The following is a 23,174-nucleotide window of genomic DNA, read 5'->3' on the forward strand; positions in this document are numbered from 1 at the left end:
GTGATACCGAGGACCGGCAGTACGTATTTCATGTGATGAGTCTGACAGACAAGGTAAACCAGCCCGACGTGCTGGAAGGCCGGATGCCCGAGAAGGTGGGCGAGTGTCTGATGGATGCGGATATGGGATATAAGGTGGGTGATACGGTGACGTTAAAGTCCGGCACCGGTGACCCGCTGGAGGATACGCTGAAGACAGATACCTATGAGATCGTCGGGCTGGCCAGCAGCCCCTGCTATGTCTCTTTTGAGCGGGGAAGCGCCACCATCGGAAGCGGAAGTATCAGCGGATTTATGCTAGTGCCGTCCAAAACATTTGCCATGGAGACCTATTCTGAAGCGTACATAAAAGTGGCCGGCGCGGCAGACGAGATTGCCTATACGGATGCTTATGAAGATAAGGTACAGAAAGTGTCGGACCGGATCGAGGAGATCACCGGTGAGCGGGGACGGATCCGGAAGCAGGAGATCCTCGCGGATGCGCAGGAAGAGATCGACGAGGGACAAAAGGAACTGGAGGACGGACGCGCGGAGGCGGATCAGGAGCTTTCTGACGCGGCCGCCCAGATTGCTGATGGAGAAAAGCAGCTTGCCGACGCCAAAGTACAGCTGGAGGATGGAAGAAAGCAGCTGGAAGACGGCAAAGCACAGCTTACCGCAAGCCAGAAAGAGATTGACAACGCAAGGAGCCAGTACGAAAGCGGCCTGTCGCAGTGGAAGGCGGGTCAGGCGGAGTATGAAAGCGGCCTGGCGGAATATGAGGCAAGGAAGCCCGGGGCCGAGGCCCAGATCCAGCAGGGAGAAGAGGAGCTTGCAGCCTCCCGGCAGCAGCTGGATGAGGGCTGGGCCGGGTATCAGCAGATGGCTGACGGACTCGCCGGGTATGATGCGGGGATCGCGGAACTGGAAGAAAATATACAGAAGATCAAGGATCTGTTGGCGGCCATGGGTGAGAATCCGGGCGGAGAGGCTGGTGAGAACCCAGGCGGAGAGACCGGTGAGAATCCGGACGGAGAAGGGCAGGTAACGCCTCCCTCTAAGGAAGAACTGGAACAACAGCTGGCAGTTCTGGAGGCAACTCTGACACAGACGCAGACAGAGCGGGCAGAACTTCAGGCGACGGCGGATACCGCGAAAACGCAGCTGGAGGAAGGCGAGGCTGGCTACCAGGCGGGACTTCAGGAAATAGAGGCGGCAAAGAAGCAGCTTTCTGACGGCGCAGCTCAGTTGTCTTCGGCAAAAGCCACCCTGGATGCTTCGAAAGCGCAGCTGGACAGCGCGCTTGGTCAGATCCAGTCCGGCCAGCAGCAGATCGATGATGGCTGGGCCGAGATTCGGACCCAGGAGCAGACGTTAAAGGACGGGGAGGCCAAGATTGCCGAGAGCGAGCAGGAGCTTGCCGATGCAAAGAAGGAATATGAAGAGGGAAAGGCGGAGGCGGAGGCCGAGTTTGCTGATGCGGAGCAGGAGATTGCCGACGCTCAGGAAGAGATCGATAAGATCGAAGACCCGGACTGGTATCTGTATGACAGAGGAAATCTGCCGGAGTACGACGGATACGGAGAGAATGCGGACCGGATGCGGGCGCTGGGACGGGTGTTCCCGGTGCTGTTTTTCCTGGTGGCGGCGCTGATCAGTCTGACCAGTATGACCCGTATGGTAGAAGAGCAGCGGATCGAGATCGGAACCATGAAGGCGCTTGGGTATGACAAATCCGCGATCGCCGCCAAATATCTGGGGTATGCGTTCGTGGCTACGCTGGGCGGAAGTATCCTGGGCGTGCTGTTTGGAGAAAAAGTGCTGCCATACATTATCATTTACGCTTATGGCATTATGTATCAGCACATTCCGGAGATCCTGGTGCCCTACGACTGGGGGTATGCGGCTATGGCCTCTCTGGCAGCTCTGGCCTGCACCATGTTTGCCACCTGGTACGCCTGCTACAAAGAACTGGGCGATCAGCCTGCCGCGCTGATGCGGCCGCCGGCGCCCAAGATCGGCAAGAGGGTCTTCCTGGAGCGTGTAACATTTATCTGGAAGAGATTGAGCTTCACCTGGAAATCCACGGTCCGCAACCTGATGCGTTATAAGAAGCGGTTCTTTATGACCATATTCGGGATCGGCGGATGTATGGGCCTGATGCTGGTGGGCTTTGGCCTGCGGGATTCCATCTATGAGATCGCGGACATTCAGTATGAAGAGATCCAGACCTATGACGGCAGCGCCTACCTGCAGGACGATGTGACGGAGGAAGACCGGGAGAATCTGGATGCATTTATGAAGAAAAATCCGGACATCAGCCATTATATGGACGGCTATATGATGAATGTAACCCTGGAGCATGGAAGATACGAGCATGACGCATATCTGACGATCCTCGCCGACACCGGCGAAGTGGGAAGATATTTTAATTTCCATGACAGAGTCAGCCAGGAGGAATATCATCTTTCCGACAACGGGGCTATTATCAGTGAGAAGACAGCGAAGCTTCTGAACGCGGAGGAAGGCGACACCATCGAGCTTGTGGATGAAGACACCGGAACCCATGAACTGAAGATCGAGCATATCTGCGAAAACTACATGGCACATTACCTGTACATGACGCCGGAGTATTACGAACAGGTGACAGGAGAAGCTCCGGAATATAACTGCATCTTCTTCCAGACGGACCCGGAGGATTCCAAAGAAGAGATCGAAGATGCCGGCGAAAAGCTTGTGGCACGGGACGAAGTGTTAAGCGTAACCTACATGCATGACATCGAAAAACAGCTGGACGACATGCTGGGAAGCCTGAACCTGGTCATTGTGGTACTGATCATCTCTGCGGGAATGCTGGCATTTGTGGTACTGTACAACTTAAATACCATCAATATCACAGAGCGGCAGCGGGAACTGGCAACCCTGAAAGTGCTGGGATTCTACGATCTGGAGGTAGCAGAATACGTCTACAGGGAAAATATCCTGCTGACCTTTATCGGCGCAGGCGTGGGCGTAATCCTTGGAAAAGTCCTTCACATCTTCGTGATCGAGACCGTAGAAGTAGACGCCGCCATGTTCGGCCGGGTCATCAACATGCCCAGCTACCTGTACAGTCTGGCCTTTACCATCGCATTCTCCATGATCGTAAACTTCGTTATGTTTTACAAACTGCGGAAGATCGATATGGTAGAGTCACTAAAAAGTATCGAATAAAATGAAAATATGGATGGGGACGGGGGATTTCTGAAAATCCCCCGTCCCCATCCATTGTTAGCACTCATTAAAAAAGAGTGCTAATTTTCTATTGACTTTTGTTTTTGCTGGTATTATCATATCCTTTAGATGAAAAAAACGGGAGTTTCCCGTGATGATCATAATGAATAATAGGAGTGATAATGATGGCAGCAAAAAAAGGTAGCTTATCAATTAGCAGTGAAAACATTTTTCCAATTATAAAGAAATGGGTTTATTCGGATCATGATATTTTCGTCCGTGAGATGATTTCCAATGGATGCGATGCGATCACCAAGCTGAAAAAGCTGGATGTGATGGGTGAGTACCAACTTCCGGACGACTATAAGCCGGCGATCAAGGTGGAGGTCAACCCAGAGGAAAAGACGCTGAAGTTTATCGATAATGGTCTTGGTATGACCGCTGACGAGGTGGAGGAGTATATTACCCAGATCGCATTTTCCGGCGCGACAGAGTTCCTGGAGAAATATAAGGACAAGACGACGGAGGATGACATGATCGGCCACTTCGGACTGGGTTTCTATTCTGCATTTATGGTGGCGGATGAAGTGCATATCGACACGCTTTCCTATAAAGAAGGCGCAAAGCCGGTGCACTGGGTCAGCCAGGGCGGCACAGAGTATGAGATGGACGAAGGCTCCAGAACAGAGGTGGGATCAACCATGACCCTCTACCTCAATGACGACAGCCTGGAGTTTGCCAATGAGTACCGTGTCAGAGAGGTGCTGGAGAAATATTGTTCTTTCATGCCGGTGGAGATCTTCCTGTCCAAAGAAAATGCGGATCCGGAGTATGAAACCATCGATGAGGCGGATCTGAAGGATGACGATGTAGTGGTTGAGCACATCCATGAAGACGCTAAAATGGAAGAAAAAGAAAATGAAAATGGCGAAAAAGAGATGGTAGAGGTAGAGCCGGCAAAGGAGAAGGTAAAGATCCAGAAGCGCCCGGTATCATTAAGCGATATCCATCCTCTGTGGACCAGACATCCCAATGAGTGCAGCGATGAGGATTACAAGGACTTTTACCGCAAGGTGTTCCTGGATTACAAGGAGCCATTGTTCTGGATCCACCTGAATATGGACTATCCATTTAATCTGAAAGGAATCCTGTACTTCCCGCGGATCAATACGGAGTATGACTCTATCGAGGGAACCATCAAGCTATACAATAACCAGGTATTTATCGCGGATAATATCAAAGAAGTGATCCCGGAATTCCTGATGGTATTAAAGGGCGTGATCGACTGCCCGGATCTGCCGCTGAACGTGTCCAGAAGCGCACTGCAGAATGACGGATTTGTTAATAAGATCGCGGATTATATTGCCAAGAAGGTGGCAGACAAGCTGGCCGGCATGTGCAAGACCAAGAGAGAAGACTATGAGAAATACTGGGATAGCATCAGCCCGTTTATCAAGTTCGGATGTCTGAAGGACGAGAAATTCTGTGACAAGATGAAGGACGCCATCCTCTTTAAGAACCTGGATCATAAATATCTGACACTGAAGGATTATGTGGAGGCAAACGGCGGAACTCTGGAGAAGCCGGAGGAAGAAAAGAAAGAAGAGACCGGCGAAGGATCTGGCGAGACCGGTGAAAATGGTGAAAAGGCGGAGGAGCAGAAGACCACGATCTTCTATGTGACCGACGAGATCCAGCAGAGCCAGTATATCAATCTCTTTAAGAGCCAGGGACAGGATGCGGTGATCCTGGGCCACAACATTGACTCCCCGTTTATCACTCTTCTGGAACAGAGATATCCCACAATCCAGTTCCAGCGCATTGACGCTGATTTGAGTGATCAGTCCAAAGAGGAAGTGGGCGAGGAAGAAAAAGAAGCATTCCAGAAGAAGGCGGACGATCTGACCGAGATCTTCCGCAAGGAGCTTGGCAATGACAAACTGGAAGTCAAGACCGAGAAGCTGAAAGATGAAAAAGTAGCTGCCATGATCACCCTGTCCGAGCAGAGCCGCCGGATGCAGGAAATGATGAAGATGTACGGCATGGCCGATATGGGCATGGGAATGGGCGGAGAGGTTACGCTGATCCTGAACGCCAACCATCCGCTGGTACAGTATGTATCTGAGCATAAGGACGGAGAAAACACCGGCATGATCTGCAAGCAGCTTTATGATCTGGCTATGCTGGCCCACAAGCCGCTGAGCCCGGAAGAAATGACTGCATTTGTACAGAGAAGCAATGACATTATGATGCTGTTGACAAAGTAAAATAACAGAACTTATAAGGGAAAAGAATCCCGGAAACGGAGTAAAATCGCTGCCGTTTCCGGGATTCTTTTATTGATGCCAGAGAACCAATCCCTTGACTTTCCTTTGTTTGACGGACAGTTCTCGTTATTCTTTATCCGTAACCGTGCTTCCAGCTGCTGCCATACGGTTATGTTCTGCCTTTTCGTTTAGCAGCCGTGCTCATTCGACCTGATATACGGTTGAAACTGAAATTTCTCGGATATGGCCGTACATGTTACGCTTTTTATACGGTTAGAAGTTTGTTTTGGATAACAAACCGTATTTTCCAAAAAAAAGTACGGTTAAATGAATCATTATATCAGCATAGCGGTATCTTTCAGGATTTGGTACGGTTTATATTGGAATCTTCTTCCAACGCGGTTCCCGGCGCCATTTTTTCCAGCATCTTTTCTGCGTACCGGTCCCATTCCCGCTCCAGATCCTTGTCCAGGCGGAAGGTGTGAAGGGATACGCCGGAGACGCAGGTCAGGCTGCTTCCGTCATAATGGAAGTTCAGGTACAGCCCCTGGACCTCTTCCGGACGGTAGGAAGAAAGGCTGCGGGAGTTAAGGAAGGCGGCAAACTGCTCCGGAGGCAGCGACAGAACGATCTTGAAGCTCAAAGGGGTCCGTTTCCCCTTGATGAGCCGGAAACAAAAGTCCCGCACATCCTTCCAGCGGGAGTAGGCGGATTCCGGCGGAGTGTCGAAAAAGTCTTTCTGCAGAAAACCGTCTATTTCAAAGGTATTAAAGGTTGTGATCTTTCCTTCGATAAAGAGGAAGCGGTCGAAGGTCTCCAGAAGAAGGAGATGGGACATACAGATTTTTGGTGATAAGGTGATGACATTCATGTGGTCGGGCTCCTTTTTGTATATCTGATAGATGTGGGATATGCACCCCATTTTTATGCTCATGTGGATTCTGACATTCTATTATAACATAAGTTTGACTTTTGTGGGAGTAAATAGTATAATAAAATGAAGTATGTGTATATGTCGTACTGTGTCGAAGAATCGGCGTATTGCATGCGGAAATAACAGGAGAAAAAGTGATCAGTCATGAAAATAGACAGAAGAAAACAAGCGGCCATCCGGGTGGTGGTCCCGGCGGCGGGAATCCTTTTGATCGTCGGGATCATTCTTTTGGTGGTCTGGCTGATGAATCAGAAAGTAGATACCAGCGAAGGCCTGAAACGTCTGGCGAAGATGGAAGAGACAGACGTAACAGAAGTCGATAAAAAGATCCAGGAACTGGAAGCAGAGGAACGGGAGTCGGATGAAGAATGGGCGAACCGGCCTCCAAGTGAAAAATTTGCCAATGCGGTGGTTCTTGGCGATTCGATTGCCCAGGGACTTTCTGCATATGAGGTGCTTAACACAAGCCAGGTACTGGCAGAGAAGGGCGCAGGAGTGGTAAATGGAAACGGCGACCTGATGAGAAGCCAGGTGGAGCAGGCAAAATCACTGGCACCTCAGGTAATCTTCCTTTCTTACGGAATGAACGACATGATGGTGACAGACCAGCAATCTTTCCTGGACGCTTACCGTCAGGTGCTGGAGGACCTGAAGTCCTCCCTTCCGGATACAGCCATCTATGTAAACAGTATCCTTCCGGTACAGCAGGCCAAAGCCGAGGCGGAGCCGCCGTATGCCAATATCCCTCAGTATAATGAGGGGCTGAAGGCGCTCTGTGAAGAACTGGAGATTACCTTTATTGACAATACAGACCTGGTGAAAGAAGAATACTATTCGCAGGACGGCGTACATATGGCGCCGGAGTTTTATACGGAATGGGTAAACCGTATGGTGGAGGTTGCAGGATTATAATGGGAGTACATAAGGACGGCAGGCTGGATCTGCTGAATATACTGAAATATTTTATGGTTCTGGTTTTTATCGGATACATCGTGTTCCTTCTTTCCAGAGAAAGTGCGGATGATGTGCCGATTAAAACCCTGGAGGAAAATACACTTGCGGTCATATCCCAGGAGGGGATGGATAAAGGGACCACACAGGATCTGAAGCGGTTCTATGGATTGAACGTCCAGGATCTTGACGGCGCGGCGCTCTATATTCCTAATGATATCATGAGTGTGGACGAGCTTTTGATCGTAAAGATGAAAGATGAGTCGCAGGCCGAGCAGATAGAGGCGGCGGCCGAGCAGAGACTGGAAACGCAGAAGACCAGTTTTGAAGGCTATGGCGTGAACCAGACGAAGCTTCTCAATGCCGCGATCCTGGATACCAGAGGAAATTATTTCCTGTTTGTAGTTTCCAAGGATGCAGATAAGGCGCTGGAAGCGTTTAAGAAAAGTTTGTAAAGGAATCAGGTTGGCATGTTATTCAGCAGTATCGTATTTTTATTTACGTTTTTACCAATTGTATTAATTTTATATTATGTGCTGCCAAGGCAGTTTAAAAATCCGGTGCTCCTTCTGGCCAGTCTTCTTTTCTATGCCTGGGGAGAGCCGATCTATCTGTTCCTGATGATGTTTTCTATCCTGTTTAATTACATCAGCGGACTGGATATCGCAAGAAATCTGGGAAATAAGCGGGCGGCCAGAAAAAGCCTGATCTTTAATGTGGTGGTAAATCTGTGCGTGCTTGGATTTTTCAAATATGAAGGATTTGTACTGAACAGCCTGAATGCGGTGCTCCCGGTGGAGATCCCGTTCCAGGAAGTGGCGCTTCCGGTAGGAATTTCCTTCTATACATTCCAGATTTTATCATACATTATAGATGTATACTGGGGAAATGTTCCCGTGCAGAAGAACCTGATGGATTTTGCCCTGTATGTTACGATGTTCCCTCAGCTGATCGCGGGACCTATCGTAAAGTATGCGGAGATTGACGAGCAGCTCCATGTGCGTGAGGAGAACTGGGGAAGGTTCGGAGAAGGCGTGATGTATTTTATCCGCGGCCTTGCAAAAAAAGTACTTCTGGCCAATACGGTGGGCATGATCTATACCAATGTATCCGGCATGGCGCCGGAAGATGTGTCCGTAGTGACGGCGTGGCTGGGATGTCTGGCTTATACCTTCCAGATCTATTTCGACTTCAGCGGATATTCCGATATGGCGGTGGGCCTTGGTAAAATGTTTGGATTTGAATTCCCGTGGAACTTTAACTATCCGTATATCGCCCAGAGCGTGACGGAATTCTGGAGGAGATGGCATATCTCCCTGAGCAGCTGGTTCCGGGAGTATGTCTATATTCCGCTGGGCGGAAACCGTGTGCCCGTACCAAAGCATATCCGCAATCTTCTGGTGGTATGGCTGTTGACCGGTCTGTGGCACGGAGCCGCATGGAACTTTGTGGCATGGGGTCTTTATTACGGTGTGATCCTGATTTTTGAAAAGTATTTCTTCCACCGTGTGCTGGATAAACTTCCGGAAGTATTGAGGCACATTTACAGTCTGGTCCTGGTTATGGTCGGCTGGGTGCTGTTTTTCAGTCCGTCCTTTGCAGGAGCGCTGGAGTATCTGAAGCTGATGTTTGGAGCAGGCGGCCACGGATTCATGGACGGGGAAGCGTTGTATCTTCTGATCTCGAACCTGGGGCTTTGGGTGATTGCGATCGTGTCTTCGACACCGCTGGTATACGGTGTATATGAAAGATATGTGGGACGGCGTAAACCGGTGGCAGATGTGGTGATCTATGCGGGAATGTTCCTGCTGTGCGTTGCATATCTGGTAACCGAAACCTATAATCCGTTCTTATATTTCAGATTTTAGGAGCAATTATGGAAGAGCGTAGAAAGAGAAGAAGAAATTCTAGGAATAAGAGAGCAAAAAGCAGAAAACTCTGGATGGCCAGGATGTTTCTTATCCTGCTGTTCCTGATCTGCCTTTTAAATATTGTATGGCCCAGCAGAGAATTTTCTGAAAAGGAAAACCGTATGCTGGAGCAAAAACCGGAGCTTACGCTTTCCGGCATTGAGAGCGGACGGTTCATGGAACAATACGAGTCTTACCAGTCCGATCAGATCGCCGGCCGGGATCTGTGGGTACAGTTAAAAACAAGGGTGGATCTTCTTATGGGCAAACGGGAGTCCAACGGCGTCTATAAAGGGAAGAGCAAGTATCTGATGGAGGACATCAAGACTCCGAATCAGGAGCAGATGGAGCATAACCTTGCGTCCATGTGCAGTTTCCAGGAAGCCTATCCGGATATTCCCATGTATATGATGCTGGTGCCCAACGCAGCAAATGTATTGTCAGATAAGCTGCCGTCTTTTGCGGTGACCAGAGATCAGGACAAGGATTTTGCCGAGATCCAGAAGGCGCTGAAAGGTCATCTGACCTGGGTGGACGTCAGCTCGGCGATGAAAGATCACAAGTCGGAAAATATTTATTATCATACGGACCATCACTGGACTTCACTGGGGGCGAAATATGGATATGAGGCGCTTGCTGAGGCGCTCCAGCTGGATACCTCCAAGGAAGTGGAACTTAAGCCTTACGCAGTCAGCGATTCCTTCAATGGCACCCTGTCTGCAACCAGCGGCTATGAGACCGGCTATGAGGAACCCATGTATGTATATCTTCCCAAGGAAGAGGGAACCGGGCCGGAGGTTGTAGTAAGTTATGTAGAGGAGCAGGAAAAGAAGGCAACTCTTTATGATACCTCCAAATTAAAGGAAAAGGATAAATATGCCATGTTCCTTGGCGGTAACAGCGGACTGATCGATATCCGCACCACAGCGGACAGCACAGACCGGCTGCTGATCGTAAAGGATTCTTACGCCAACAGTCTGGTGCCGTTCCTGACGCCTTACTACCGGGAAATCTTTATGGTGGATCCCCGTTATTATTATGGGGATATCCATGAGATTATGGAGAATAATAAGATTACCAGTGTATTGTTCCTGTATAACGGAAACACGTTTGTGGAAGATAACAGTATCAGCGGAGTGTTGGAAAATGCCGAGACTGAATAAATACCTAAGTGAAGCGGGGGTCTGTTCCCGCCGGGAAGCGGACCGGCTGATCCAGGCCGGCAAGGTGACGGTAGACGGCCGGAAGGCGGTGCCGGGCATGCAGGTGGAGCCCGGGCAGGTGGTGAAAGTCGGGAAAAAGGAGATCCGGGAGAAAAACCGCAAGGTTGTGCTGGCAGTCTATAAGCCGGCAGGGATCGTGTGTACCGAAGACCGCAGAGAAAAAAAGAATATTATCCGTTACCTGGACTATCCGATCCGGGTAACCTATGCCGGGAGGCTTGATAAAAATTCAGAAGGGCTTCTCATCATGACCAATGACGGGGATCTGATCAACGGGATGATGAGGGCCCGATTTCTGCATGAAAAGGAATATCAGGTGAAGGTAGACCGTCCGGTGACGGAGGAGTTCCTGAAAAAGATGCGGGAAGGCGTGCATATTCGGGATGAGGAAAAAGGACTGGATGAGGTGACCAGGCCCTGCCAGGCAAAGGCTATTGGAAAGTATACCTTTTCCATTACCCTGACCCAGGGGCTGAACCGGCAGATCCGCCGGATGTGCGAAGCGTGCGGATACAAGGTGGAACGGCTCCTTCGGGTGCGGATCATGAATATCCGCCTTGGAAATATGAAGCCCGGAGATGTCAGAGAATTAAGTGAGCAGGAGTTAAAGGAGTTATATGGAGAAATCAAAGCTGGCCAGGATGCAGGAACTGGTAGAGATCTTAAATAAAGCGGGGAAGGCGTATTATCAGGATGCCGAAGAGATCATGAGCAATTATGAGTACGACCGCCTCTATGATGAACTTCTGGATCTGGAGAAAGAGCTGGGGACTACACTTTCCAACAGTCCCACCGTCAATGTCGGGTACGAAGTGTTAAGTGAACTTCCAAAAGAACGGCATGAGAGGCCCATGCTCTCCCTGGATAAAACCAAAGACGTGGCGGAGCTGGAAGCGTTCGTCGGGGAACAGGAAGCCTTAATGTCCTGGAAGATGGACGGGCTGACGATCGTTCTCACTTACCGGGAGGGAGCGCTTTACAAAGCCGTGACCAGAGGAAACGGCGAAGTGGGCGAAGTGGTGACGGCCAATGCCCGGGTGTTCCGCAATATTCCCCTGAAGATCCCCTATCAGGGAGAGTTGATCCTCCGGGGCGAGGCGGTGATCGGCTACCGGGATTTTGAAAAGATCAATCAGGAGATCGCGGACGCCGACGCAAAATATAAGAATCCGCGGAATCTCTGCAGCGGTTCGGTGCGGCAGTTAAATAACGAGATCACAGCCAGGAGAAATGTAAAATTCTACGCATTTACGCTGGTACAGGCGGATGGCGTGGAGTTCCATAATTCCAGGAAGGCGCAGATGGAGTGGCTGAAAAGCCAGGGGTTCCAGGTGGTAGAATACCGGATGGTGACAAGAGATACGGTGCGCGCTGCGGTGGAGGAGTTTGCGGCCAGGATCGCAGACAATGATTTCCCTTCCGACGGACTGGTGCTGACCTATGATGACATTGCCTATGGCGCGTCCCTTGGAAGAACTTCCAAGTTCCCCCGGGATTCCTATGCCTTTAAGTGGGCCGATGAAGTGCGCAAGACCCGGCTTCTGGAGATCGAGTGGAGCCCTTCCAGGACCGGGCTTATCAATCCGGTGGCGATCTTTGAACCGGTGGAGCTGGAAGGAACCACAGTCAGCCGTGCCAGTGTCCACAACATCAGCATCATGGAGGATCTGGAGCTTGGCGCAGGCGATACCATCGAAGTCTACAAGGCCAACATGATCATTCCGCAGATCGCCCGGAATCTGACCAGGAGCGGAGTAAAAGATATCCCGTCTGCCTGTCCGGTCTGTGGCGGCAAGACAGAGATCCGCCAGGATGGAAACGCCAGGACTTTGTATTGCACCAATCCGGACTGTCAGGCCAAGCATGTAAAATCCTTTGCGCTGTTTGTCAGCCGGGACGCCTTAAATATCGAGGGGCTGTCAGAAGCAACACTGGAAAAATTCATCGGGATGGGTTATATTAAAGAATATGCAGACATTTTCCATCTGGACCGTTACCAGGAGGAGATCTGTCAGATGGAAGGATTTGGCGAAAAGTCTTATCAGAATCTGATGGACAGCATTGAAAAGGCCAGAACCACCACTCTTGCGCGGGTGATCTACGGGATCGGGATCCCGGGCATCGGCCTTGCCAATGCGAAAATGATCTGCAGAGAATTTCATAACGATGTGGAAACGCTGCTCCAGGCAAAAGAAGAGGATCTAAGCGCCATTTCCGGTGTGGGAGAAGTGCTGGCAGGCGCCTTTACCGGGTATTTTGCCCAGAAAGATCATGTGGAAAGATTCCGGAACCTGTTAAAGGAACTGGTGATCCCGGAGGAAGAGGCCGGCGAAGCAAAGCAGATCTTCGCAGGAGTGAATTTCGTCATTACCGGAAGTGTGGAGCATTTTGCCAACCGAAGCGAGGCCAAGGAACTGATCGAGAGCCTGGGGGGAAAGGTGACCGGTTCGGTGACATCCAAAACCAATTATCTGATCAATAATGATGTGACATCCACATCTTCCAAGAACAAAAAAGCAAATGAACTGGGGATTCCCATTATCTCAGAAGAGACCTTCCTTCAGATGGTCCGCGAAGGAGGGACCGCGCAGGCCGGCGAGTGATGGGAAGCGGCTGGAAAAGAACCAGATTTTAGAAAGAGGGTTAAACATGTCAGAACAGGATAAAAATGAACAGACAGAAGTAGAAACCATCGATACTGCCGGGAAAGAGACCGGAGAAGAGAATCACCATAAAGAAGACGCATATGAAAAGATCTGTTCCGTCTGCCACCGGCCGGAAAGTGTGGCCGGTAAGATGATCGACCTGCCGGGAGGATTTTCCGTGTGCAGCGGCTGTATGCAGAGAAGCTTTGACGCCATGAAAAACGGGCAGATCGATTACAGCCAGCTTCTGAATATGCCGGGTGTGCATTTTATGAATATGGCGGATCTGGAACAGGCGATCCCGAAGCAGCAAAAGATCAAGAAGAAAAAAGAGGGCGAAGAGCACAAGCCGCTTATTGATATCCGCAAGATCCCGGCGCCGCACAAGATCAAGGCCAGCCTGGATGAATATGTAGTGGGTCAGGAGTACGCTAAAAAAGCCATGTCCGTGGCTGTTTACAATCATTATAAGCGGGTGGCGACGGACTCTATGGATGATATTGAGATTGAGAAGTCCAATATGCTGATGATCGGTCCCACTGGTTCCGGCAAGACCTACCTGGTCAAGACGCTGGCCAGGATCCTGGATGTGCCTCTTGCCATTACGGACGCCACTTCTCTTACCGAAGCCGGTTACATCGGCGACGATATTGAAAGCGTAGTCTCCAAGCTTCTGGCGGCTGCGGATAATGATGTGGAGAAGGCGGAGCAGGGAATCATTTTCATCGATGAGATCGACAAGATCGCCAAAAAGAAGAATACCAATCAGCGGGACGTCAGCGGGGAATCGGTACAGCAGGGTATGCTGAAGCTGCTGGAGGGAAGTGACGTGGAAGTGCCGGTGGGCGCGAACAGCAAAAATGCCATGGTTCCGCTGACTACAGTGAATACCAGGAACATCCTCTTTATCTGCGGCGGAGCGTTCCCGGATCTGGAGGGTATTATAAAAGAGCGCCTGACCAAGCAGTCTTCGATTGGATTTGGCGCGGACTTAAAGGATAAATATGACCATGACAAGACCATCCTTTCCAAAGTGACTACGGAGGATCTGCGGAATTTCGGTATGATCCCGGAATTTCTGGGAAGACTGCCTATCGTCTTTACGCTGGAGGGCATGAATGAGGAAATGCTGGTCAAGATCTTAAAGGAGCCCAAAAACGCGATTCTGAAACAATACCAGAAGCTGCTGGCGCTGGACGAGGTCAGGCTGGATTTTGACGAGGAAGCGCTGACAGCCATTGCCAGAAAGGCGATGAAAAAAGACACCGGGGCCAGAGCGCTTCGGGCCATCATTGAAGAATTTATGCTGGACATCATGTATGAGATCCCCAAGGATGACAGCATCGGCCAGGTGACTATCACAAAGGAATACATAGAAGGGACAGGGGGACCTGTGATCCAGCTGCGGGGCCAGGAGGTGCCGAGGCTGAACGGCTAACCGGTCTGCCCTGAATGTTACAGAAGAAAGCCTCATATATTTTATACAGCCGGAGGAAGAAGATCCGGCAGTATAAGATGTATGAGGTGTTTTTATGGGATCATTGACATGTCGGGAGAAGATTCTTTCGGAGGATTACTGGGATTTTCTGCTTCCGGACTACCGGGAAGATCCGGTCGGGCCCTTTCAGGAACGGGACGGCTGTGTGCAGGAAGGAGATTTCGGGTACCGGGTATCCTATCTGGAGCAGGAGGAGCGGGAGTCGTTGTCCTTTTCCCGCTATGGCTATTACTCCATTCCTAAATGCTACACGCCTCTGGATATGGACGCGGTGAATGTGGCCGGGATCACAGCAGTACAGAATTATCCGGCGCTTCAGACTATGGGAGAGGGAGTGCTGATCGGCTTTGCAGATACAGGCATTGACTGGAGAAGCCCGGTATTTCAAAGGCTGGACGGAAAAACCAGGATCTTGGGTATCTGGGATCAGACCGCTCCTGCCGGGGACGGGGCAGATTCTTCCGGGGCAGCATATGGCAGGGTGGTGGATGAGGCGGAGATCAACCGGATGCTGGAGGAGATGGGAACTGGCGCTGGAGAAAACCGGTATGCGGATCCCGGGGAAGCGCCGGGGATCGATCCGGACGGGCACGGCAGTTTTCTTGCCAGTGTGGCGGCAGGAAGCGCGGACCCTGAGAACCGGTTTATCGGGGCTGCGCCGGAGGCTTCGATCGCCATGGTAAAGCTGAAGCCTGCCAAGAAGTATTTGAAAGATTTTTATGGGATCCCGCAGGAGGTGGTCTGTTATCAGGAAAATGATATCCTGCTGGGGCTTGCGTATCTGAATCGCCTGGCACAGGAAAGAGGGATGCCGCTGGTGCTGTGTCTTGCGATGGGAACGAATTTTGGCGGCCACAACGGTTCCTCGGTGCTGGCCAGAGTCCTGGACCGTTATGCGTATCTGACAGACCGCGCCGTAGTGGTGGGTGCCGGGAATGAGGCGGCGCAGCGGCACCATTTTTCCCACCGGTTCCAGAAGGATCAGGAAACGGTGACTGCGGAGATCCGGGCAGGCGAGGGAACCGGCGGATTTTCCGCGGAGGTGTGGGCGAGGCTGCCGGATGTGGTGACCTTGTCGGTGGTATCGCCGTCCGGGGAGCGCACCCGGCCCATTTCCCTCAGACAGGGGCAGAAATATGACTGGGTGTTTACCTTTGACGGTACAAAGGTTACGGTGGAAGACCGCATTTTGCTGGAAAATAATGATTCCCAGGTGATCTTCCTGCGGTTTGAAGACCCGGCGCCCGGGATCTGGAAGCTGGAACTTTTGTCCATACAAAGAGCCGCGGGCGAGGTACACATTTGGCTTCCGGTGCGGGAATTCTTAAGACGCGAGGTGTTTTTCCTGGAAGCGGACGCGGACCTTACGATGACAGAGCCCGGGAGCGCTTCGGCGGTTATGACTGCAGCCTACTACAACGGAAAGGATAATGGAGTTGATATTCATTCCGGGAGAGGGTATACTAGAAATGGAAAGATTAAGCCGGATTTTGCGGCGCCGGGCGTCGGGATCACAGGCCTTGGAACGGATGGAAATTTTACAGTCAGAACCAGTTCCAGCGCGGCGGCAGGCATTGCGGCAGGCGCATCCGCCCTTCTGATGGAATGGCTGAGAGCGCAGCCGGATACGCTGGGCGTGACCTCTGTACAGATCCGCAATATCATCGTGCTGGGAGCCGGGCAGAGAGAGTTTATGGAGTATCCGAACCGGGAGTGGGGCTACGGGACGCTGAATGTATACCAGTCCCTGGACCGCCTGCGGCAGCTGTAAAGAACGGCGTATGATAAAGGAGAGAAAAGGTATGGCAGATTTTTTTAAAGATATGGAACAGAAATTATCAGGAGTCATCAGTGATCTTGGAAAGAAAACGGAAGACACCATAGAGATCCAGAAGATCAAGAGCGATATCCGTTCCCTGAAACGGGCCAATGAAAGAGACCTGATCGATATCGGACGCATGGTCTATGAGAAATTCCAGCACGGAGAGATCCGGGACACAGATTATATCACGTTCTGTGAAGCGATCGAGAAGCGGGAAGAGACCATCGAAAGACAGGAAGAAGAGATCGTGCGGATCCGCGAGGGCCGCTAGATGAAGATCCGGAAACATCCGCAGAAAAAAAGCCTGTGGAATATTCTTCCACGGGCTGTAAAAAAGCGGATCTGGATGCCGGGGCTTTTTGCCCTTCTTCTTGGGACGGATGAAGCGCTGAAGCAGTATGCGCAGGAGTATCTGGAACCAGGGGAAGAGCGTGTTCTTCCCGGCGGAAAACTTCTGTACCGTAAGGTTTACAATCCGGGATTTGCATTTGGAACCTTTGCACAGCATCCGGAAGCGGTCTGGAATCTGTCTCTGGCCGCCGGAGTGGTTGTGATTGGAGACTGGGTCCGGAATCTGTGCAGGAAAGGGCATCTGCTTGCAAAGACAGGCACGACCCTGACGGCCGCCGGAGCGGCAGGCAATCTTCTGGACCGCCTGCTCCGCGGCAAGGTCGTAGATTATATCGGATTTCGTTCCGAACATGCATTTCTGGCAAAGCTGACGGCTAATCTGGCAGATTTTTATCTGGCCGCCGGAGCTTTGCTTATGACTCTGCGAAAAATTCTCGGATCTGCTGGTAAATAATACCCATCAGCCGGGTTCTTGCCTCTACGCTGGCCCAGCCGATATGCGGTGTGATAAATAACCGTCTGCTGTCCCTGATGGCGTAGAGCGGATTGTCTGCGCTCATCGGTTCTTTGCACAGCACATCCAGGCCGGCAGCAGCGATCTGTCCTTCCTTCAGCGCGTCTGCAAGATCCTGTTCCACAACGATGGGTCCCCGGCCGAGATTCAGAAAGATGCAGGCCGGTTTCATTTCTTTCAGCGCGTCTGCGTTGATCAGATTTTCTGTATATTGATTTAAAGGCGCATGGACGGAGATAATGTCCGAACTCTTAAGCAGGGTGTGAAGCGGCACCTGGTGATATCCGGGCTGTGGCGCGCTCCCCGACGGGGAAGAATAGATCACATCCGCGCCGAATGCTTCTGCGATGGCGGCCACCCGCCGCCCGATATTTCCCAGACCGATGATTCCCCAGGTTTTTCCCTTGATTTCGTAAAAATGTTCTGCAAAATGTGTAAAGATGGTGTCGTTGATATAGCGGCCTTCTTTTACATATTCGTCATAATAGCGCAGCTTTTCCAGCAGGAAAAACAGCATGGCAAAGGTGTGCTGGGCCACGGATTCTGTGGAGTAGTCCGCCACATTTCGCCAGGCGATGCCACGGCTCTCCAGATATGCTTTATCCAGGTTATTGGTGCCAGTGGCAGTGACACATACCAACTTAAGATTCCGGGCGTTCTTTACAGCGGCTTCGTCGATCCGGATCTTATTGACGATGAGCACGTCTGCATCTGTAACCCGTTCCGGGACTTCTTCCGGCTGGGAAAAAGAATATTTCACCACTTCCCCCAACTGATCAAAAGCAGAGAGATCGATATCATCCCCGATGGTTTTTGCGTCAAGAAATACAAGTTTCATAATGGAACCTCCTTCCAGATTTCCAGATGATGGATAGAATATATTTGGGTATAGAAAAAAGCGGGTGATGGGAATCGAACCCACGTATCCAGCTTGGAAGGCTGGTGTTCTACCATTGAACTACACCCGCAAAATGATGAATTATGAAATTTCCCGTGAACGTGTTATATCATATCATCTTTGATAACAAAAAGCAAGAGGGAAATTAAGATTTGTTTAAGTTGTTTTTGAACGAGAGAATATTATATAATGGCAATACAGAATAAGGATGAAATAGAAAAAACGAGGTGAACGACAGATGATTTTCAGGCAGGAAAAGCACCCCTCGAAGAGAAGGCAGCAGGTATACCGTTATTATGTGATTATTGCGGCCGCTGCGCTGGTACTGATCGGCGGCGGTCTTGGGATTGTCCTTTCCAGAAACAGCCGGCCGGAAACAAAGGAAGCGTCGCTGACCAAGGAACAAAAAGAGCTTTACCGTCTGGCCGGCCCGCATATTGAGACGCAAAAGGAACGGATTGAGCGGGTGCGCATGGAGGCAACAGCGGCCGGCTATCCGGAAGGCGTGATCGAACTTCTTGATAAGAATCCGGCTACTGTGTCCTATGTAGAAGATTACGGGGAAAAACAGGGACAGATATATGCGGAAGATATTGGAGATGACTATGTGGATGGGCAGATCCCGCTTCTGATCCAGTGGGATGAACGCTGGGGGTATGCGCCTTACGGGACCAGTGTGGTTGCAGTCAGTGGCTGCGGGCCTACCTGTATGGCGATGGTGGCGGCAGGACTGCGCCATGATCCGACTATTACACCGGCAAAAGTGGCAGAGTATGGAACACAGAACCAGTATGTAGATGAAGAGAATAATACGTACTGGGCTTTTATGCAGGAGGCAGGCAAGAACTGGGGGCTTTCCTGCTACAGCGGTTTTTTGTCAGAAGAGGAACTTTCGGCAGAACTTTCGGCCGGGCATCCGGTCATCTGCAGTATGGGGCCCGGGTATTTTACACAGAACGGCCATTTTATTGTTATGACCGGATATGAAAATGGACAGATCAGGATCAACGATCCGTTCAGCACAGAAAACAGCGGGAGAACCTGGACATATGGAGAGATCCACGACCAGATCAAGGCTATGTGGGTCTACCAGATAGATCAGGGGTAGGAAAAACCAGGAGGAGAAAATGACAGAAGAAAAAGCACAGATTAAGAATCACGGGAATATCGGATTTCGTTATGCAAAAGGGAAAGACGCCGGCCTTGTCCTGGAGTTCTTAAAACGTCTTTCTGAATATGAAAAGGCAGAGGAACATCTGGTCTCCACGCCGGAGCTGTTACAAGAAGAACTGGAGCGGGACAACGGGGCGAAGGCTTTGTTTGTTCTGGCAGATGGAAAAGAAGTGGGTATGGCTCTCTTTTTTAGAAACTTTTCCGGGTATCTCGGCCGGGCGGGGATTTTCATCGATGCCCTTCTGGTGCTGGAAGAATACCGGGGAAAAGGCTACGGCAGAGCATTGTTTGAGGAATTGAAAAAGGAAGCGGCCCGGATGGGCGGAGCCAGGATGGAGTGGCTGTGTCTTACATGGAATACTCCTTCCATGGAATTTTATCGGAAAAACGGCGGACAACTTATGGATACCTTTGCTACTTACCGGCTGCCGCTGGAGTAAGAGAGCAAGGATTGCAAGAAAAATGTATTGCTGTTGTGCGGACACATGTGTATAATAAAGAAAAAGATATGCACGAGAAAGGAGCGTTGTTATTATGGCAAAGTCAGCAAATTTATATGCGAGAATAGAGCCTGAAATTAAAGAGCAGGCTGAAAAAAATTCTCTCTACACTTGGTATTCCGGCTTCTAACGCTATCAATATGTTTTATAAACAGATTATCTTACAGCGAGGACTTCCCTTTGAAGTAAAAATTCCAGACAGAACGTCCACAGATATAAGCATGTTGGGAACAGACGAATTGCACACAGAACTGGAGAAAGGATATGCGGATATGAAAGCTGGTCGAACCAAAGACGCAAGAACGGTTTTTTCTGATATTCGCAAAGACTATGGTTTATGATTTTTAATGTAGCCACATCAATACATTCCAGATATAGAAGAACAGGTAGTAACAGTTTTACGTGTCATGTACAGCGGACGCAACATGGAAGAAGAGCTAAGTGCCCATATAAAGCAATAGATAATTTCATATTCCACATAAAAAGCGGTTACTCCGTTGGAGATCAATCGCTTTTTCTATACTCAAATTTCAGATTGGAGCGATTGATTGAAAGATATTTTTACCGATATGCAGGCAAAAAATAAAGAAAAAATTAGCACTCGTCTCTTGACTCTGCTAACAACAAGTGTTATATTACCACTAGAACAATGAAAACAACCGATCTCAAAAAGGAGGCGTATGGTTATGAATATTAATAAATTTACACAGAGTTCTATGGCGGCGGTCCAGGGCTGTGAGAAGGCGGCAATGGATTACGGCAATCAGGAAATTGAGCAGGAGCACCTGTTCTATGCGCTGCTGACGATTGATGACAGTCTGATCTTAAAATTATTTGAAAAAATGGGGATTACAAAGGAGACAGCTGTCAACCGGGCGGAGGAGGCCCTGCGGAAGCGCCCGAAGGTGCAGGGGGGCCAGATGTTTATCGGCAAGGATCTGAATAACGTGCTGGTCTACGCAGAAGATGAAGCTAAGCAGATGGGTGACGAGTATGTTTCCGTGGAGCATCTGTTCCTGTCCATGATCAAACATGCAAACCGGGAAATGAAGCAGCTGTTCCGGGAGTTTGGCATTACAAGAGACAGCTTCCTGCAGGTTTTGTCAACCGTGAGAGGCAATCAGCGCGTGACCAGCGATAATCCGGAAGCCACTTACGATACTTTGAACAAATATGGTCAGGATCTGGTGGAGCGGGCAAGAGAGCAGAAGCTGGATCCTGTAATCGGAAGGGATGCGGAGATCCGCAATGTGATCCGGATCTTGTCCCGTAAGACAAAGAATAATCCGGTGCTCATCGGCGAACCTGGAGTAGGAAAGACTGCGGCTGTGGAAGGACTGGCGCAGCGGATCGTCCGGGGCGACGTGCCGGAAGCATTGAAAGATAAAAAATTATTTGCCCTGGATATGGGAGCCCTGGTGGCCGGAGCCAAGTACCGGGGAGAATTCGAGGAGCGTCTGAAAGCGGTCCTTGAGGAAGTAAAAAACAGCGATGGCAATATCATCCTCTTTATCGATGAGCTGCATACTATCGTGGGAGCGGGAAAGAGTGACGGCGCCATGGACGCCGGAAATATGCTCAAACCCATGCTGGCCAGAGGAGAGCTTCACTGTATCGGCGCCACGACGCTGGACGAATACCGGCAGTATATTGAAAAGGATGCGGCTCTGGAGCGGCGGTTCCAGCCGGTGATGGTAGATGAGCCGTCGGTGGAGGACGCCATTTCGATCCTCCGGGGGCTGAAAGAACGCTACGAAGTCTTCCACGGCGTCAAGATTACAGACAGCGCCCTGGTGGCGGCAGTTACTTTAAGCAACCGGTATATTTCCGACCGGTTCCTGCCGGATAAGGCCATTGACCTGGTGGATGAAGCCTGCGCGCTGATCAAGACGGAACTGGACTCCATGCCCACTGAGCTGGACGCTTTGAACCGGAAGATCATGCAGCTGGAGATTGAAGAGGCGGCGCTGAAAAAAGAGGATGACCGCTTAAGCCAGGAGCGGCTGGCAAAACTGCAGCAGGAGCTGGCGGAAGAGCGGGAAACATTTGCAAAACAGAAGGCACAGTGGGATAATGAAAAGAGATCCGTGGAACATGTGCAGAAACTCCGCGAGCAGATCGAACAGCTGAACCGGGAGATCGAGACCGCCCAGCAGAACTACGACCTGAATAAAGCGGCGGAACTGCAGTACGGACGGCTTCCGCAGCTGCAGAAACAGCTGGAGGAGGAAGAAGAGAAGGTAAAGGATGAAGATCTGTCGCTGGTACACGAAAGCGTCACAGAGGATGAGATCGCCAAGATCATTTCCCGCTGGACCGGCATTCCGGTAGCGAAGCTGAATGAAAGCGAGCGGAGCAAGACGCTGCATCTGGCGGACGAACTCCACAGGCGTGTCATCGGACAGGACGAAGGCGTGACCAAAGTAACAGAAGCCATCATCCGTTCCAAGGCGGGGATCAAGGATCCCAGCAAGCCGATCGGATCCTTCCTGTTCCTTGGACCGACCGGCGTGGGCAAGACGGAGCTTGCCAAGGCACTGGCAGAGAGTCTGTTTGACGATGAAAATAATATGGTGCGGATCGATATGAGTGAGTACATGGAGAAGTATTCTGTGTCCCGGCTCATTGGAGCGCCTCCGGGATATGTGGGTTATGACGAGGGCGGCCAGCTGACAGAGGCGGTCCGGAGAAAACCCTATTCCGTGGTACTGTTTGATGAGATCGAGAAGGCCCATCCGGACGTATTCAACGTGCTGCTGCAGGTGCTGGACGATGGACGGATCACAGACTCTCAGGGACGTACTGTGGACTTTAAGAACACTATCCTGATCATGACTTCCAATATCGGTTCTGCCTATCTGCTGGACGGCATCGATGAAAATGGAAATATCAGGCCGGAGGCAGAGGAACTGGTTATGAACGATCTGAGGAATCATTTCCGGCCCGAGTTTTTGAATCGTCTGGACGAGACGATTATGTTCCGTCCGCTGACCAGGGACAATATCCATGCGATCATCAAACTGCTGGTGGATGATGTGAACAAACGGCTGGCAGATAAGGAAATCCGCATCGAACTGACTGAAAATGCCAAACAGATCGTGGTGGAGGGCGGCTATGATCCGACCTACGGCGCACGGCCCCTGAAACGGTATCTGCAGAAAAACGTGGAAACCCTGGCCGCGAAGCTGATCCTGGAAGGAAACGTAGGCACCGGAGACACCATTTTGATCGATGGCGTGGACGGACATCTGGACGCAAGGATCAAGCAGCATCTGCAGGAGATTTAATACAGGAGAA

General features: G+C 50.7%; 18 protein-coding genes and 1 tRNA gene. 16 read left to right on the forward strand and 3 right to left on the reverse strand.

What is annotated here, in order from left to right; translation table 11 throughout:
• Nucleotides 1–3,191: ABC transporter permease (locus H6A13_RS06515; RefSeq protein WP_204908811.1), on the forward strand; the 3,191-nt coding region annotated here is incomplete at its 5' end.
• Nucleotides 3,192–3,376: 185 nt separating this feature from the next.
• Nucleotides 3,377–5,458 carry a molecular chaperone HtpG gene (gene htpG / locus H6A13_RS06520; protein ID WP_204908812.1) on the forward strand — a complete coding sequence of 694 codons (2,082 nt, stop codon included), beginning with the start codon at nucleotides 3,377–3,379 and terminating at the stop codon, nucleotides 5,456–5,458.
• 358 nt (nucleotides 5,459–5,816) lie between these two features.
• On the opposite strand, the gene H6A13_RS06525 is transcribed toward htpG, so the two are convergent.
• Nucleotides 5,817–6,329 carry a DUF5721 family protein gene (locus H6A13_RS06525; protein ID WP_243424748.1) on the reverse strand — a complete coding sequence of 171 codons (513 nt, stop codon included), beginning with the start codon at nucleotides 6,327–6,329 and terminating at the stop codon, nucleotides 5,817–5,819.
• Between the two features lie 207 nt (nucleotides 6,330–6,536).
• Between H6A13_RS06525 and H6A13_RS06530 the strand changes: the two genes are divergently transcribed.
• From H6A13_RS06530 to H6A13_RS06575, 10 genes are all read left to right on the forward strand, one after another.
• The gene (locus H6A13_RS06530; RefSeq protein ID WP_204908813.1) at nucleotides 6,537–7,304 is read left to right on the forward strand and encodes a GDSL-type esterase/lipase family protein; all 768 of its coding nucleotides are present in this window, start codon (nucleotides 6,537–6,539) and stop codon (nucleotides 7,302–7,304) included.
• A complete protein-coding gene (locus H6A13_RS06535; protein ID WP_204908814.1) occupies nucleotides 7,304–7,798 on the forward strand; it encodes a DUF4358 domain-containing protein in 495 nt (164 codons plus the stop codon). The genes H6A13_RS06530 and H6A13_RS06535 overlap by 1 nt, the downstream gene beginning before the upstream one ends.
• A 15-nt stretch (nucleotides 7,799–7,813) precedes the next feature.
• Nucleotides 7,814–9,211, forward strand: a complete 1,398-nt coding sequence (locus tag H6A13_RS06540) for an MBOAT family O-acyltransferase (RefSeq protein ID WP_204908815.1) — start codon at nucleotides 7,814–7,816, stop codon at nucleotides 9,209–9,211.
• Between the two features lie 8 nt (nucleotides 9,212–9,219).
• Nucleotides 9,220–10,416 (forward strand): DHHW family protein, encoded by a 1,197-nt coding sequence (locus tag H6A13_RS06545; RefSeq protein ID WP_204908816.1) that lies wholly within the window; start codon nucleotides 9,220–9,222, stop codon nucleotides 10,414–10,416.
• Entirely contained in the window at nucleotides 10,400–11,146 is a 747-nt protein-coding gene (locus tag H6A13_RS06550; RefSeq protein WP_204908817.1) for a pseudouridine synthase, read from the forward strand. The genes H6A13_RS06545 and H6A13_RS06550 overlap by 17 nt, the downstream gene beginning before the upstream one ends.
• Complete coding sequence (gene ligA / locus H6A13_RS06555) at nucleotides 11,094–13,079, forward strand: NAD-dependent DNA ligase LigA (protein ID WP_204908818.1); 1,986 nt, start codon at nucleotides 11,094–11,096, stop codon at nucleotides 13,077–13,079. The genes H6A13_RS06550 and ligA overlap by 53 nt, the downstream gene beginning before the upstream one ends.
• Before the next feature lie 46 nt (nucleotides 13,080–13,125).
• Nucleotides 13,126–14,559 carry an ATP-dependent Clp protease ATP-binding subunit ClpX gene (clpX, locus tag H6A13_RS06560; RefSeq protein ID WP_204908819.1) on the forward strand — a complete coding sequence of 478 codons (1,434 nt, stop codon included), beginning with the start codon at nucleotides 13,126–13,128 and terminating at the stop codon, nucleotides 14,557–14,559.
• Between the two features lie 94 nt (nucleotides 14,560–14,653).
• Nucleotides 14,654–16,390: a S8 family peptidase gene (locus tag H6A13_RS06565; RefSeq protein ID WP_204908820.1), complete on the forward strand. Its 1,737-nt coding sequence runs from the start codon at nucleotides 14,654–14,656 to the stop codon at nucleotides 16,388–16,390.
• Between the two features lie 31 nt (nucleotides 16,391–16,421).
• Nucleotides 16,422–16,712: a hypothetical protein gene (locus H6A13_RS06570; protein WP_204908821.1), complete on the forward strand. Its 291-nt coding sequence runs from the start codon at nucleotides 16,422–16,424 to the stop codon at nucleotides 16,710–16,712.
• Nucleotides 16,713–17,246 (forward strand): signal peptidase II, encoded by a 534-nt coding sequence (locus tag H6A13_RS06575; RefSeq protein ID WP_204908823.1) that lies wholly within the window; start codon nucleotides 16,713–16,715, stop codon nucleotides 17,244–17,246.
• On the opposite strand, the gene H6A13_RS06580 is transcribed toward H6A13_RS06575, so the two are convergent.
• Nucleotides 17,206–18,144 carry a D-2-hydroxyacid dehydrogenase gene (locus tag H6A13_RS06580; RefSeq protein WP_204908824.1) on the reverse strand — a complete coding sequence of 313 codons (939 nt, stop codon included), beginning with the start codon at nucleotides 18,142–18,144 and terminating at the stop codon, nucleotides 17,206–17,208. The genes H6A13_RS06575 and H6A13_RS06580 overlap by 41 nt on opposite strands.
• Nucleotides 18,145–18,203: 59 nt before the next feature.
• Nucleotides 18,204–18,274 (reverse strand) — tRNA-Gly (locus tag H6A13_RS06585).
• A gap of 168 nt (nucleotides 18,275–18,442) precedes the next feature.
• Between H6A13_RS06585 and H6A13_RS06590 the strand changes: the two genes are divergently transcribed.
• The 4 genes from H6A13_RS06590 to clpB all read left to right on the forward strand — a co-directional run bounded on the left by H6A13_RS06590 (nucleotide 18,443) and on the right by clpB (nucleotide 23,164).
• Complete coding sequence (locus H6A13_RS06590) at nucleotides 18,443–19,312, forward strand: C39 family peptidase (protein WP_204908825.1); 870 nt, start codon at nucleotides 18,443–18,445, stop codon at nucleotides 19,310–19,312.
• A gap of 19 nt (nucleotides 19,313–19,331) precedes the next feature.
• Entirely contained in the window at nucleotides 19,332–19,817 is a 486-nt protein-coding gene (locus H6A13_RS06595) for a GNAT family N-acetyltransferase (protein ID WP_204908827.1), read from the forward strand.
• A 194-nt stretch (nucleotides 19,818–20,011) separates the two neighbouring features.
• Complete coding sequence (locus H6A13_RS06600; protein ID WP_338043024.1) at nucleotides 20,012–20,218, forward strand: hypothetical protein; 207 nt, start codon at nucleotides 20,012–20,014, stop codon at nucleotides 20,216–20,218.
• 345 nt (nucleotides 20,219–20,563) lie between these two features.
• Entirely contained in the window at nucleotides 20,564–23,164 is a 2,601-nt protein-coding gene (gene clpB / locus H6A13_RS06605) for an ATP-dependent chaperone ClpB (protein WP_204908829.1), read from the forward strand.
• Nucleotides 23,165–23,174 lie beyond the last annotated feature (10 nt).

The organism is Mordavella massiliensis (assembly GCF_016902415.1).
GTDB classification, from domain to species: Bacteria; Bacillota; Clostridia; order Lachnospirales; family Lachnospiraceae; genus Merdimonas; species Merdimonas faecigallinarum.